The sequence below is a fragment of the Streptomyces sp. NRRL F-525 genome, assembly GCF_000716605.1.
Taxonomy (GTDB): Bacteria; Actinomycetota; Actinomycetes; order Streptomycetales; family Streptomycetaceae; genus Streptomyces.
This window is the reverse complement of the sequence record NZ_JNXE01000033.1, coordinates 59,360-72,535: the sequence shown is the minus strand read 5'-3', so window position 1 is coordinate 72,535 and position 13,176 is coordinate 59,360. Positions and strand designations below refer to the sequence as shown.

Sequence of the window (13,176 nt, the reverse complement as noted above, 5' to 3'; positions counted from 1 at the left end):
CGAGGACCCGAGTAAAGGGAATTCGACGGCCGACACATGAGGGGAGGGCCCCCGCCCGAAAGCGGAGGCCCTCCCCAAGTCACGTCCGTACGGCGGTGGTTACGCCGGAACGCTGGCCACACCCGGCGCCAGGAACGGCTTGCCGTTGACCCGCTCCGACACACCCTCCCGGTCCAGGTACGGCGTGATGCCGCCCAGGTGGAAGGGCCAGCCCGCGCCCGTGATCAGGCACAGGTCGATGTCCTGCGCCTCGGCGACGACACCCTCGTCGAGCATCAGACCGATCTCCTGCGCCACCGCGTCCAGGACCCGGTCCCGCACCTGCTCCTCGGTCAGCACGGAGTCGCCCTGCTGCAGCAACGCCGCGACCTCGGGGTCGAGTTCGGGCTTCCCACTGTCGTAGACGTAGAAGCCGCGCTTGCCCGCCTTGACGACGGCCGCGAGGTTGGGGGAGACCGTGAAGCGGTCCGGGAAGGCCCGGTTGAGGGTCTCCGAGACATGCAGCCCGATGGCCGGACCGACCAACTCCAGCAGAACCAGCGGGGACATGGGCAGCCCGAGCGGTTCCACGGCCTTCTCGGCGACGGCGACCGGGGTGCCCTCGTCGATGACGTTCTGGATCTCGCCCATGAAGCGGGTGAGGATGCGGTTGACGACGAACGCCGGGGCGTCCTTCACCAACACCGCTGTCTTCTTCAGCTTCTTGGCGACGGCGAAGGCGGTGGCCAGCGACGCGTCGTCGGTCTGCTCACCGCGCACGATCTCCAACAGGGGAAGAATCGCTACGGGGTTGAAGAAGTGGAAGCCGACGACCCGCTCGGGGTTCTTCAGCTTCGACGCCATCTCGGACACCGACAGCGAGGAGGTGTTGGTGGCGAGGATCGCGTGCGCCGGGGCGACCGCCTCGACCTCCGCGAACACCTGCTGCTTGACGCCGATCTCCTCGAAGACGGCCTCGATGATGAAGTCGGCGTCGGAGAAGCCCTCGGCCTTGTCCAGCACACCGGTGACCAGGGCCGTGAGGCGGTTGGCCTTGTCCTGGTTGATACGGCCCTTGCCGAGCAGCTTCTCGATCTCGGCGTGGACGTAGCCCACACCCTTGTCGACGCGCTCCTGGTCGATGTCCGTGAGGACGACCGGCACTTCGAGGCGGCGGAGGAAGAGGAGCGCGAGCTGCGAGGCCATCAGACCGGCGCCGACCACACCCACCTTGGTGACCGGACGCGCCAGCGACTTGTCGGGCGCACCCGCGGGACGCTTGCCGCGCTTCTGGACCAGGTTGAACGCGTAGATACCGGCGCGGAGTTCACCACCCATGATCAGGTCGGCGAGCGCCAAGTCCTCGGCGTCGTAGCCCTGTTGGAGGTCGCCGTTCTTCGCGGCGCCGATGATGTCGAGGGCGCGGTAGGCGGCCGGGGCGGCCCCGTGCACCTTGGAGTCCGCGACGAAACGGCCCTTGGCGACGGCCTGGTCCCAGGCCTCGCCGCGGTCGATCGCCGGACGCTCGACCTTGATGTCGCCCTTGAGGACGTTGGCCGTCCAGATCAGGGACTGCTCCAGGAAGTCGGCGCCCTCGAAGAGCGCGTCGGCGATCCCGAGGTCGAAGACCTGCTGGCCCTTGAGCTGCTTGTTCTGGTTGAGGCTGTTCTCGATGATCACCGAGACGGCCTTGTCGGCGCCGATCAGGTTCGGCAGCAGCGTGCAGCCGCCCCAGCCGGGGACGAGGCCGAGGAAGACCTCGGGCAGCGAGAAGGCCGCGATGTGCTTCGACACCGTGCGGTACTCGCAGTGCAGACCGACCTCGACACCGCCGCCCATGGCCGCGCCGTTGTAGTACGTGAAGGTCGGGACCGCGATGTCCGCGAGGCGCTTGAAGACCTCGTGGCCGCCCTTGCCGATGGCGAGCGCGTCGTCGTGGTTCTTGAGGAGCTCGACGCCCTTGAGGTCCGCGCCGACGGCGAAGACGAAGGGCTTGCCGGTGATGCCGACACCGACGATCTCGCCGGCCGCCGCCTCCTTCTCGACCTGGTCGATGGCGGTGTTGAGGTTCGCCAGCGAGGCCGGGCCGAAGGTGGTCGGCTTGGTGTGGTCGAAGCCGTTGTCCAGCGTGATGAGCGCGAACCGCCCGGCGCTGTACGGCAGTTCGAGGTGACGGACGTGCGCGGACGTCACGACCTCGTCCGGGAACAGCTCGGCCGCACCCTTCAGAAGCTCGGTGGTGGTGCTCACTTGTCCCCCTCGAAGTGCGGGTTCTCCCAGATGACCGTGGCGCCCATGCCGAAGCCGACGCACATGGTCGTCAGGCCGTAGCGGACGTTCGGCTGCTCCTCGAACTGCCGGGCCAGCTGCGTCATCAGACGCACACCCGACGAGGCCAGCGGGTGACCGAAGGCGATCGCGCCGCCGTACTGGTTGACGCGCTCGTCGTCGTCAGCGATGCCGTAGTGGTCGAGGAAGGCCAACACCTGGACGGCGAAAGCCTCGTTGACCTCGAAGAGGTTGATGTCCTCGATGCCGAGGCCCGCCTTGGCGAGCGCCTTCTCGGTCGCCGGGATCGGGCCATAGCCCATGACCTCCGGCTCGACGCCGGCGAAGGCGTACGACACGAGACGCATCTTCACCGGCAGGTTGTGCTCGCGCGCGAAGTCCTCGCTGGCGATGATCGAAGCGGTGGCACCGTCGTTGAGCCCGGCCGCGTTGCCGGCGGTGACCCGCCCGTGCACACGGAACGGAGTCTTCAGACCGGCCAGGTTCTCGAGGGTCGTCCCCGGACGCATCGGCTCGTCGGCGGTGACGAGACCCCAACCGACCTCGCCCACCTGCTCGTTGGTGTTGCGCACCGAGATCGGCACCAGGTCCTGCTGGATCTTGCCGTTGGCGTACGCCTTGGCGGCCTTCTCCTGCGAACGCACCGCGTACTCGTCTGCACGCTGCTTGGTGATGTGCGGGTAGCGGTCGTGCAGGTTCTCCGCGGTCATGCCCATGAACAGCGCGGAGTCGTCGACCAGCTTCTCGCTCACGAACCGCGGGTTCGGGTCCACGCCCTCGCCCATGGGGTGGCGGCCCATGTGCTCGACACCACCGGCGATGACGGCGTCGTAGGCACCGAAGGCGATGGAGCCCGCGGTGGTCGTGACGGCGGTCAGCGCGCCCGCACACATGCGGTCGATGGAATAACCGGGGACCGACTGCGGCAGCCCGGCGAGAATGCCCGCGGTCCGCCCCAGGGTCAGCCCCTGGTCACCGATCTGCGTGGTCGCGGCGATGGCGACCTCGTCGATCTTCGCGGGGTCGAGTCCCGGGTTGCGGCGCAGCAGCTCCCGGATCGCCTTCACAACGAGGTCGTCGGCCCGGGTCTCGTGGTAGATGCCCTTCGGGCCCGCCTTGCCGAACGGGGTGCGGACGCCGTCGACGAAGACGACGTCCCTGACGGTACGAGGCACGATTGGCTCTCCTCCAGGGTGCGGGATCGGCACTGCCGCGATGCGCTGAGCGCGCGCTCAGTACCCATGCTACTTGCGAGTAACCACCCTGCCCACCCCCGGGGCCGGGAGCGGCGAACGTCACACCCCGACCGCGTCCAGTTCCCTAGGCGCTATCTGAGGATCTTGGCCTGATCTCGACGCTCCGGTTCCGCTTCCGAGGTCTTTTGTCTTTGGGGGCGCGGGGAACTGCGCGACCAGCCACAGCGAGCCCGCACCCGCAAAACAACACAGACCCCTACGGCGCCTTCGCGGTCAACGCCTCCACCAAAACCGGCGCAACCTGCTCAACCTGCCAAGCCCGAGCCCCGTACCCGGCAAGAGCCGCCCCCACAGACTCCACATCCACACTCTTCGGCGGCTCCCAGCAAACCCGCCGCACAGTATCCGGAGTAATGAGGTTCTCCTGAGGCATGTTCAGCCCCTCAGCCACCGCAGAAACCGCCGCCCGCGCCGCGGACAACCGAGCCGCAGCCTCAGGATCCTTGTCCGCCCAGGCACGCGGTGGCGGCGGCCCGGTAACCGGCTGCCCAGGCTGCGGAAGCGCCGAGTCGGGAAGGGCCTTGGCCCGATCAACGGCCGCCTGCCACTGCTCCAGCTGCCGCCGTCCCATCCGATGCCCGAACCCGTTCAACGCGGCAAGAGCCTGCACGTCAACAGGGAGAGAGAGCGCGGCCTCCACGATCGCCGCGTCCGACAGCACCTTCCCCGGAGACACATCCCGCCGCTGCGCGATCCGGTCCCGCGTCTGCCACAGCTCCCGCACGACACCGAGCTGCCGGCGCCGCCGTACCTTGTGCATCCCGGACGTACGACGCCACGGATCCTTGCGGGGTTCGGCCGGCGGCGCCGCCGCGATCGCGTCGAACTCCTGGCGGGCCCAGTCCAGCTTGCCCTGCCGGTCGAGTTCCTTCTCCAGCGCGTCCCGCAGATCGACGAGGAGTTCGACGTCGAGGGCTGCGTAGCGCAGCCAGGGTTCGGGCAGCGGGCGGGTGGACCAGTCGACGGCGGAGTGCCCCTTCTCCAGGACGAAACCGAGCACGCCCTCGACCATCGCGCCCAGTCCGACCCGCGGGAATCCGGCGAGCCGACCCGCCAGCTCGGTGTCGAAGAGCCGCGTCGGCACCATGCCTATCTCGCGCAGACACGGCAGATCCTGGGTGGCGGCGTGCAGTACCCACTCGACGCCGGAGAGGGCCTCACCGAGACCCGACAGGTCGGGGCAGGCCACGGGGTCGATCAGTGCGGTGCCCGCGCCCTCACGGCGCAGCTGAACCAGATAGGCGCGCTGTCCGTAGCGGTAGCCGGACGCGCGCTCGGCGTCGACGGCCACGGGACCCGTGCCGGCGGCGAAGGCCGCGATCACCTCGGCGAGGGCGTCCTCGTCGGCGATCACGGGCGGAATGCCCTCTCGGGGCTCGAGCAAAGGGATCGGCGCCGTTTCGACGTCGTCCGGAGGGGCGCCTCCGGTGGTTCGCAGTGAGCTGTCTGCTGCGGTTTCTTGGGCGTCGGTCACCTGTCAAGGGTATCCGTGTATGGACAACGCCCGCCGACGGAACGTTCCGTCGACGGGCGTCTGGGGGTCGTAAACCAGTCAGGTAAGTGAAAGATCCGGTTGGCTCGAAGGGGGAGCGGAAGGAGGGGTGGGGACGGGGTTACGGGGACGGGGTCAGTGGATGATTCCGGTGCGCAGCGCCACCGCGACCATGCCGGCGCGGTCACCCGTGCCGAGCTTGCGGGCGATGCGGGCGAGGTGGCTCTTGACGGTCAGTGCGGACAGGCCCATGGAGACGCCGATCGCCTTGTTCGACTGGCCCTCCGCGACCAGGCGCAGGACCTCGACCTCTCGGCCGGACAGTTCGCGGTAGCCACCCGGGTGGCTCGGGGAACCCGGGGGGCGGCGGTGCATACGGGCGGCGGCGGAGCCGATGGGGGCGGCGCCGGGCCGGGTGGGGAGCCCGACGTTGGTACGGGTGCCGGTGACGACGTAGCCCTTGACGCCGCCCGCGAGGGCGTTACGCACGGCACCGATGTCGTCGGCGGCGGACAGGGCCAGGCCGTTCGGCCAGCCTGCGGCTCTGGTCTCGGAGAGCAGGGTGAGACCGGAGCCGTCGGGAAGGTGGACGTCTGCCACACAGATGTCGCGGGGGTTGCCGATGCGGGGACGAGCCTCCGCGACGGACGAGGCCTCGATGACGTCGCGCACACCGAGCGCCCACAGGTGGCGGGTGACGGTGGAGCGGACGCGCGGGTCGGCCACGACCACCATGGCGGTCGGCTTGTTCGGGCGGTAGGCGACCAGGCTTGCGGGCTGCTCGAGGAGAACGGACACCAGGCCTCCTGGGGTGTGGGACGACTTTCAAGGTCACAGTCGTCTTCGGCACCAAACCCCGGGTCCTTTAGAGAAAGATCACGATTTAGTGAGTAGCAATCAGTGCAATTCGGACACGCTGTCGATCGTTCGGTGCACGAAACGGCTCGTTCGATGGGCCACTCCTGATTGAAAGTGGCCGTATCGACAAAGACACCGGAAGCGATCGGTAAGACCTCGGTGTGCCTCGGGTAAGGCTCAGCGTGACTGCGGGCCGCGGCGCTGCGGCAGCGTGACGATGGACGCGTCGCCCGGGCCCGCCGGGGGCAGGCCCGCGACCTGGGCCAGCAGATCGCACCAGGAGGCCAGATGCGCCGCCGTGTCCGGGACGCCGCCGAGCCCCTCGCGCGGAGTCCACGAGGCACGGATCTCGATCTGGGACGCGGACGGCCGCTCGGACAGCCCGCCGAAGTAGTGCGAGCTGGCCCGCGTGACGGTGCCGCTCGGCTCGCCGTACGTCAGTCCGCGCGCCTGGAGCGCGCCGGTCAGCCAGGACCAGCACACGTCGGGCAGCAACGGGTCCGCCGCCATCTCCGCCTCCAGCTCGGCGCGCACCAGCGTCACCAGGCGGAACGTGCCGTGCCAGGCGTCGTGCCCGGCCGGGTCGTGCAGCAGCACCAGGCGGCCGTCGGCCAGATCCTGGTCGCCGTCGACGACCGCGGCCTCCAGCGCGTATGCGTAGGGCGCGAGCCGCTGGGGAGCGGGCGTCGGATCGATCTCGATCTGCGGCCTCAGCCGACTGTTCTTCAGGGCCTGGACCGCGGCCTGGAAAGCCGGCGGCGCCGCACCGCCCCCATCCCGGTCCCCCTCCTTGGAGTCGTCCATCCCGTCAGCGCCATCCGACAATCGTCCCTGAGCCGCAGCCATGCGGGAAGATTAAGGGGAACGGAGGCATCGTGCGGGACTAGACACCAGCTCTTCCGCTCAGCACACCGTGTAATCGCCTTCTGGCGCCGTGCGAGACTTGCCCCGTGAGTGCCAACCAGAGCCCCGCGGGCCAGCAGCCGACCGCCACTTACGACTCCGCCTTCATGAAGGCGTGCAGGCGCGAGCCCGTGCCCCACACGCCGGTGTGGTTCATGCGGCAGGCCGGCCGTTCGCTGCCCGAGTACCACAAGGTGCGCGAGGGCATCCCCATGCTGGAGTCCTGCACGCGGCCCGAGCTGGTCGCCGAGATCACCCTCCAGCCGGTGCGCAGGCACAAGGTGGACGCGGCGGTCTACTTCAGCGACATCGTCGTCCCGCTCAAGGCCATCGGCATCGACCTCGACATCAAGCCCGGCGTCGGCCCGGTCGTCGAGAAGCCGATCCGCACCCGCGCCGACCTGGACCGCCTCCGCGACCTCACCCCCGAGGACGTCTCCTACGTCACGGAGGCCATCGGCCTGCTGACCGCCGAGCTCGGCTCCACCCCCCTCATCGGCTTCGCCGGCGCCCCGTTCACCCTCGCGAGCTACCTCATCGAGGGCGGCCCGTCCCGCACGTACGAGAACGCCAAGGCGATCATGTACGGCGACCCCGAACTGTGGGCCGACATCCTCGACCGCCTTGCCGACATCACGGCCGCCTTCCTCAAGGTCCAGATCGAGGCGGGCGCCAGCGCCGTCCAGCTCTTCGACTCCTGGGCCGGCGCCCTCGCCCCGGCGGACTACCGCCGCTCGGTGCTCCCCGCCTCCGCGAAGGTCCTCAAGGCGGTCGAGGGCTACGGCGTCCCGCGCATCCACTTCGGTGTCGGCACCGGCGAGCTGCTGCGGCTGATGGGCGACGCCGGCGCGGACGTCGTCGGCGTCGACTACCGCGTCGCGCTGGACGAGGCCGCCCGCCGGGTCGGCCCCGGCAAGGCCCTCCAGGGCAACCTCGACCCGGCCGTCCTGTTCGCCCCCACGGAGGCCGTCGAGGCGAAGACCCGCGAGGTCCTCGAAGCGGCGAAGGACCTCGAGGGCCACATCTTCAACCTCGGGCACGGCGTGATGCCGAACACCGACCCGGACTCGCTCACCCGGCTCGCCGAGTACGTCCACACGCAGACCGCTCACTGAAGTCCGCGTTCACCACGTGTGCCGGGGCCTCGCCCGCCTGCCGAACAGCAGGCCGCGCGGTTCCGGCGGCGGGGGAGTGCCCGCCTTGAGCGGCCAGGCCAGCAGCATGCCCACGAGGAACCCGACGACATGCGCCTCGTACGCCACGGTGCCCGCGTCGGAGACGCCCTCGCCGGACGAGTAGAACGCCTGGAGCACGAACCAGAAGCCCAGCACCAGCCAGGCGGGCAGCCGTAGCGGCAGGAAGAACAGGAACGGCACCAGGACCCACACCCTGGCCCTCGCGTACAGCACCAGATAGGCGCCCAGGACACCGGCGATCGCCCCGGAGGCGCCGATCAGCGGGTCGGCCGAGTCGGCGTTGAGGAGCGCGAAGCCGTAGCCCGCCGCGTAACCGCACACCACGTAGAAGAGCGTGAAGCGGATGTGGCCCATGCGGTCCTCGACGTTGTTGCCGAAGATCATCAGGAACAGCATGTTGCCCAGCAGGTGGATCCAGCTGCCGTGCAGGAACATCGCGGTGAGGACGCTCAGCGGGGCCGACTTGTCGTAGGCCGGCGGGCCGGCCGCGCACGCCGGGCCGCCGGGGCCCGCCTGGACGGCGCCGGTCGGGACCAGCTGCGGCATCTGGTGGTGGATCAACTCCCGCGGTACGGCCGCGTAGTGGTCCAGGAACGCCTGCAGATGGCACAGCTGCGAGAGGTCGCTGCCGCCCGCCACGGAGCCCGCCATTCCGGGCGTGAACAGGAAGACGAGCACGTTCGCGGCGATGAGCGCATACGTCACCCAAGGGGTGCGGCGCACCGGGTTCACGTCATGGACGGGGATGACCACAAGGGATTAGTGCCCCCGATACGCGCGGCGAACCGGTGAACACCGCCGTCCGCCTGTGCGTATGACTCCTCAACCGCCCGCGGTGCGGGGAAGGCGTGTCGCGGGGACGACGTGAGGAACAGGCGATGAACGACCGTATTTCCCCTCAGATGACCGCCACGCCCGACGGCGAGGCCGAGATCTCCCTGGTGGTGCGCCTCCCCTGGGAGGACGTCGCCCGGCTCGGCCAGGAGGCGGGACGCATGGCCGCGCAGATGCAGCGGCCGGTCACCCTGGACGAGGCGGTGAGCAACCGGCTGCGCTCCAACGCGCTGGGCGCCCACGCGAAGCCGGCCGGGGCTCAGCCGGCCGCGATGGTGCCGCCGAGCGCGTCCGTCTCGTCCCTGCCCGCCAGGCCGCCGGCCGAGCAGGCACGGCAGGCGATAGACCGCATCAACGGCACGGCGTAAACGCTTTACCGCAGGCCCGCCTGGACCTTGGCGGCCGCTTTACGGGCCGCCACCAGGACCGGGTCCCACACCGGGGAGAACGGCGGGGCGTACCCCAGGTCCAGGGCCGTCATCTGTTCCACCGTCATACGGGCCGTGAGGGCGACCGCCGCGATGTCGACACGCTTCGCGGCGCCCTCCCGGCCGACGATCTGCACGCCCAGGAGACGGCCGGTACGGCGTTCGGCGAGCATCTTCACCGTCATGAGGGCGGCCTCGGGGTAGTAGCCCGCGCGGCTGGTCGACTCGATCGTGACCGTCTCGAACCGCAGGCCCGCGCGGTGGGCGTCCTTCTCGCGCAGCCCGGTGCGCGCGATCTCCAGATCGCACACCTTGCTGACGGCCGTACCGACGACCCCGGGGAAGGTGGCGTAACCGCCGCCCACATTGGTGCCGATGACCTGACCGTGCTTGTTGGCGTGGGTCCCCAGGGCGATGTGCCGCTCCTGCCCGGAGACCAGGTCGAGCACTTCGACGCAGTCGCCGCCGGCCCAGATGTTCTCGTGCCCGCGCACCCGCATCGCCAGGTCGGTGAGCAGCCCGTCGTGCTGCCCGACCGGCAGCCCGGCCGCCTTCGCGAGCGAGGTCTCCGGCCGGACTCCGATCCCCAGCACCACGACATCCGCCGGGTACTCCGCGTCCTTCGTGACCACGGCCCGCACCCGCCCGTCGTCCCCGGTGCGCACCTCGGTGACGTGGGCGTCGTCGACCATCGTGATGCCCAGGCCCTCCATCGCCTTGTGCACCAGGCGCCCCATGTCCGGGTCGAGCGTGGACATCGGCTCCTTGCCCCTGTTGACGACGGTGACGTCATACCCGCGGTTGACGAACGCCTCCGCCATCTCGACCCCGATGTACCCGGCCCCGACCACCACAGCCCGACGCCCACGCGTGCGTGCCAGCGAGTCCAGCAGCGCCTGCCCGTCGTCGAGCGTCTGCACCCCGTGCACCCCGGGCGCGTCCACCCCGGGCATGTCGGGCCGGATCGGCCGCGCCCCGGTCCCGATCACGAGCTTGTCGTACGACGTCCAGGACTCGTCCCCGGAATCGACGTCCCGCGCGCGTACCCGCCCACCCGCGACGTCGAGCTCCACGACCTCGGTGCGCATGCGCAGGTCGATGTCACGCTCGCGGTGCTCCTCCGGGGTGCGGGCGATCAGCTCCTCCGGGGCGGACACATCACCGCCCACCCAGTAGGGGATGCCGCACGCCGAGTACGAGGTGAAGTGGCCGCGCTCGAAGGCGACGATCTCCAGCTCGTCCGGCCCTTTGAGGCGCCGTGCCTGCGACGCCGCGGACATGCCCGCGGCGTCTCCGCCGATGACGACCAGTCGTTCTCGGGTACCCCTCGCACGGCTCATGCTCATGCGAACACGCTACGGGGACCGAGCATTTCAGTCCTGCCCGCCCTCCTCCTCAGGTCGTACCGGACGGGCTTCCGGGAGTGGTCCCACGCCGGTGGCTGCCGGAACGGCCGCCGCCCGACGCGGCCGTACGAGACGCAGCCACACGAAGAGCGCCAGCGCCGCCACGGCCGCGAACGGCAGCACCGCGCCGAGGGACAGGGCGATCCAGCGCAGCATCGTCACGAAGACGTGCCAGCCGCCCGCGACGGCGTCCACGAAGCCGGGGCCGTCGTCCTTGGCGGCGGCCTTCGCGACCGGGGTCTGCGACAGGGACAGGGTGATGGTGGCCAGGCTGGTGCGGTCCTTCAGGGACGACTGCTGGGCGAGCAGTGCCTCCAGGTCGGACTCGCGGGTGCTCAACTCGCCCTCCAGCTCCACCACATCGCTCAACTTGGTGGCCCGGTCCATCAGTTCGCGCACGCGTGCCACGCTGGCCCGTTGCGAGGCGATGCGGCTGTCCACGTCCACGACCTGGTCCGTGACGTCCTGCGCCTTCGCGGTGCGCGACAGGAGCTTGCCCGCGCCCTCCAGCTCGGTGAGGACCTCGTCGTACTTGTCGCTGGGCACGCGCAGGACGACCCGCGTGCGCTCGTGGCCCTGCCCGTCCCGGCTGGTCGACTCGTTGCCGACGAACCCGCCCGCGTTCTCGGTGGTGGTCCGCGCCTCGTCGAGGGCCTTCGGTACGTCTTTGACCCGTACGGACAGCGAGGCCGTACGGATGATGCTGCTCGCGGTGAGCTTGGGCACGGCCTTGGTGTTCCGGGCGTTTCCGCTGCCGGACGCGCCCTCCTGCCCGGCGGCGTCCGGGGCGGCTGCCTTGGCGCCCGCGCCGGAGTCGCTGGCGCTCTTGTCGCTCGCGCCGCCGCTGCATCCGGCCAGCGCGAGCGCCGAGGCGAGCAGGAGGCCGGCCAGGGCCTGGACGGATCGTACGGAGTGTCGTGCGTGCATGTGCTGGTACCCCCGAGGTTCGTCGTGACGACTGACGCACCTTCGACGCCCGGGCCGGGCGGGACGTTGGCCGGAAACGGTTCCGATGCGGTCACGGTCGGGACTCGCGCCGGACACCGCGTCGGACACCGGGCCGGAGTCGGACTGTCAGTGGGGTCTGAGAGGCTGGGTGCATGCGCGAAGTGGAGACTCGTACGGGCACAGGGCATGTCGTCGTCATCGGCGCCGGGATCGGCGGACTGGCCGCCGCACACCGGCTGCTGGACAGAGGCGTGCGCGTGACCGTCGTCGAGGCGTCGGACCGGGTCGGCGGCAAGCTGCTGCCCGGGGAGATCGCGGGCGCCCGCGTGGACCTCGGCGCCGAGTCGATGCTGGCCCGCCGCCCCGAGGCCGTCGCCCTGGCCCGCGAGGTCGGCCTCACCGACCGCCTCCAGGCGCCCGCCACGGCCACCGCGTCGATCTGGACCCGGGGTGCCCTGCGCCCCATGCCCAAGGGCCACGTCATGGGCGTCCCCGGCACCGCGTCCGCCCTCTCCGGAGTCCTCTCGGACGAGGGCCTGCACCGCATCGAGCGCGACGCCGACCTGCCCCGCACGGAGGTCGGCGACGACGTGGCGGTAGGGGAGTACGTGGCGGCACGCCTCGGCCGCGAGGTCGTCGACCGCCTCGTGGAGCCGCTCCTGGGCGGTGTCTACGCGGGCGACGCGTACCGCATCTCGATGCGCTCCGCCGTCCCGCAGCTGTACCAGGCCGCGAAGACCCACGACTCCCTCACCGAGGCCGTCCGGGGCATCCAGGAGCGCGCCGCCGCCGCACAGCAGACCGGCCCGGTCTTCATGGGCATCCAGGGCGGAGTGGGCCAACTCCCGCTCGCCGTCGCGGAGTCGGCACGCGCGCGGGGCGCCGAGATCCTCACCGGAACCCCGGTCACGGAGCTGCGCCGCAGCGGCACATCGGGCTGGCGGGTCGTCGCCGGAGACCGCGTGCTCGAAGCCGACGGCGTGATCGTCGCCGTCCCCGCACCGGTCGCCGCCGAGCTGCTACGGCCCGAAGCGCCGGGCGCGGCGGCCGAGTTGGGCGCCGTCGAGTACGCCTCGATGGCCCTGATCACCCTCGCCTACCGCCGCACGGACACCGAACTCCCCGAAGGCAGCGGCTTCTTGGTGCCGCCGGTCGACGGCCGCACCATCAAGGCGTCCACCTTCGCCTCCCAGAAGTGGGGCTGGATCGCCGACGAGAACCCGGACGTGCTGGTCCTGCGCACCTCGGTGGGCCGGTACGGCGAGACGGCGATCCTGGAGCGCGACGACACCGGCCTGGTCGACGTCTCCCGGCACGACCTGCGCGAGGCCACCGGCCTGGACGCCGAGCCCCTCGCGACCCGCGTCACCCGCTGGACCGACGGTCTGCCCCAGTACCCGGTGGGCCACCACGCGCGCGTGGCCCGCATCCGCGAACACGTCGGCAAGCTCCCCGGCCTGGCGGTCTGCGGCGCGGCCTACGACGGTGTCGGCATCCCGGCCACCATCGCGAGCGCGTACGCGGCCGTCGAGCGGCTGACCGGTGACCCGGTGCCGAGCGCCTCCGGCGGAGCGGGAGAATAGCCCC

At 70.6% G+C, this 13,176-nt stretch carries 11 protein-coding genes; 3 read left to right on the top strand and 8 right to left on the bottom strand.

All coding sequences use genetic code 11. The annotated features are described in order from the left end of the window. Positions 1-99 precede the first annotated feature (99 nt). The 5 genes from OO69_RS35630 to OO69_RS35610 form a co-directional block, all read right to left on the bottom strand. Positions 100-2,229 (bottom strand): 3-hydroxyacyl-CoA dehydrogenase NAD-binding domain-containing protein, encoded by a 2,130-nt coding sequence (locus OO69_RS35630; RefSeq protein ID WP_033285034.1) that lies wholly within the window; start codon positions 2,227-2,229, stop codon positions 100-102. Then, a complete protein-coding gene (locus OO69_RS35625; protein WP_033285033.1) occupies positions 2,226-3,443 on the bottom strand; it encodes a thiolase family protein in 1,218 nt (405 codons plus the stop codon). The genes OO69_RS35630 and OO69_RS35625 overlap by 4 nt, the downstream gene beginning before the upstream one ends. Positions 3,444-3,720: 277 nt before the next feature. Then, the gene (locus OO69_RS35620) at positions 3,721-4,998 is read right to left on the bottom strand and encodes a ribonuclease D (RefSeq protein WP_078652716.1); all 1,278 of its coding nucleotides are present in this window, start codon (positions 4,996-4,998) and stop codon (positions 3,721-3,723) included. Positions 4,999-5,151: 153 nt separating this feature from the next. Next, complete coding sequence (locus OO69_RS35615) at positions 5,152-5,814, bottom strand: response regulator transcription factor (RefSeq protein WP_030605794.1); 663 nt, start codon at positions 5,812-5,814, stop codon at positions 5,152-5,154. Positions 5,815-6,051: 237 nt separating this feature from the next. Next, entirely contained in the window at positions 6,052-6,678 is a 627-nt protein-coding gene (locus OO69_RS35610) for a DUF3000 domain-containing protein (RefSeq protein WP_033285032.1), read from the bottom strand. A 146-nt stretch (positions 6,679-6,824) separates the two neighbouring features. On the opposite strand from OO69_RS35610, the gene hemE reads away from it, so the two are divergent. Then, positions 6,825-7,892: a uroporphyrinogen decarboxylase gene (hemE, locus tag OO69_RS35605; protein ID WP_033285031.1), complete on the top strand. Its 1,068-nt coding sequence runs from the start codon at positions 6,825-6,827 to the stop codon at positions 7,890-7,892. 9 nt (positions 7,893-7,901) lie between these two features. Here hemE and OO69_RS35600 read toward each other — a convergent pair whose 3' ends face one another. After that, positions 7,902-8,726 (bottom strand): rhomboid family intramembrane serine protease, encoded by an 825-nt coding sequence (locus OO69_RS35600; RefSeq protein ID WP_033285030.1) that lies wholly within the window; start codon positions 8,724-8,726, stop codon positions 7,902-7,904. Between the two features lie 125 nt (positions 8,727-8,851). On the opposite strand from OO69_RS35600, the gene OO69_RS35595 reads away from it, so the two are divergent. Next, a complete protein-coding gene (locus OO69_RS35595; RefSeq protein WP_033285029.1) occupies positions 8,852-9,175 on the top strand; it encodes a hypothetical protein in 324 nt (107 codons plus the stop codon). 5 nt (positions 9,176-9,180) lie between these two features. Here the strand turns inward: OO69_RS35595 and OO69_RS35590 are convergent, their stop codons facing one another. After that, the gene (locus tag OO69_RS35590) at positions 9,181-10,581 is read right to left on the bottom strand and encodes an FAD-dependent oxidoreductase (protein ID WP_033285028.1); all 1,401 of its coding nucleotides are present in this window, start codon (positions 10,579-10,581) and stop codon (positions 9,181-9,183) included. 27 nt (positions 10,582-10,608) lie between these two features. Then, entirely contained in the window at positions 10,609-11,568 is a 960-nt protein-coding gene (locus tag OO69_RS35585; protein ID WP_033285027.1) for a DUF4349 domain-containing protein, read from the bottom strand. A gap of 173 nt (positions 11,569-11,741) precedes the next feature. On the opposite strand from OO69_RS35585, the gene hemG reads away from it, so the two are divergent. Then, complete coding sequence (hemG, locus tag OO69_RS35580) at positions 11,742-13,172, top strand: protoporphyrinogen oxidase (protein WP_033285026.1); 1,431 nt, start codon at positions 11,742-11,744, stop codon at positions 13,170-13,172. Positions 13,173-13,176 lie beyond the last annotated feature (4 nt).

What these genes read in the sequence shown, in the direction of transcription:
- OO69_RS35610 (WP_033285032.1), bottom strand. Translation starts at nt 6,678, where the DNA reads ATGGACGACTCCAAGGAGGGGGACCGGGATGGGGGCGGTGCGGCGCCG.
- hemG (WP_033285026.1), top strand. Translation starts at nt 11,742, where the DNA reads ATGCGCGAAGTGGAGACTCGTACGGGCACAGGGCATGTCGTCGTCATC.
- OO69_RS35590 (WP_033285028.1), bottom strand. Translation starts at nt 10,581, where the DNA reads ATGAGCATGAGCCGTGCGAGGGGTACCCGAGAACGACTGGTCGTCATC.
- OO69_RS35595 (WP_033285029.1), top strand. Translation starts at nt 8,852, where the DNA reads ATGAACGACCGTATTTCCCCTCAGATGACCGCCACGCCCGACGGCGAG.
- OO69_RS35585 (WP_033285027.1), bottom strand. Translation starts at nt 11,568, where the DNA reads ATGCACGCACGACACTCCGTACGATCCGTCCAGGCCCTGGCCGGCCTC.